The organism is Actinoallomurus acaciae (assembly GCF_042429965.1).
In the GTDB taxonomy this organism is placed as follows: domain Bacteria; phylum Actinomycetota; class Actinomycetes; order Streptosporangiales; family Streptosporangiaceae; genus Actinoallomurus; species Actinoallomurus acaciae.
Map to the genome: position 1 here is coordinate 1 of NZ_JBHLZP010001252.1, position 645 is coordinate 645.

General features: G+C 76.6%; 1 protein-coding gene. It reads left to right on the plus strand.

Translation table 11 applies throughout. The features are described from left to right. Positions 1-645, plus strand: a 645-nt coding sequence (locus ACFFNX_RS51925) for a type VII secretion-associated serine protease mycosin (protein ID WP_512699897.1), incomplete at both ends; no start/stop codon positions are given.

Here is a 645-nt window from a genome sequence, read left to right on the forward strand (position 1 = left end):
GTGCGCGGCACCGGCGCACGTGGTGAGGCCGCTCCCGGCGCGGTCGCGGCGGGCATCCGGTCCGCGGCCGACGCCGGTGCACGTGTCGTGTACGTCGGCGTGGCCCTGACCCTGGGACGCCCCGAGATGACCGCGGCGGTCGCGTACGCCACCCGCAAGGACGTCCTCGTGGTCGCGCCCGCGGCGCCGGACGCGCTCCCCTCCAGCAGCGGCATCGGTGCCGCCCCGAGCGCTCCGCCGGCACAGCCCTACTTCCCCGCCTTCATCCCGCAGGTGGTCTCGGTCGAGGACTTCGGGGAGGACGGCTCCCGCCCGAAGGACGCCCCGAGCATCTTCGCCGCCGACCAGGCCGCGCCCGGTGACGCGGTGGTGAGCATCGGGCCGAAGGGCATCGGGCACTTCATCGGCTCCGGCTCGTCGCTGGCGGCGGCCAACGTGGCGGGGACGGCGGCGCTCATCCGGGCGTACGAGCCCCGGCTCACCGCCGCCGAGGTCGCCCGGCGGCTGGTCGTGTCGGCCTATCCGGCCGCGGTCCCGTTGCTGGACCCGTACGCCGCGGTGTCCGCCGTCTCGTCCATGGCGACCGCCGCCGCGGTGCCGCAGCCCGAACGCGCCGTCCGGATGCCCCGTCACGACTCCCAAGCC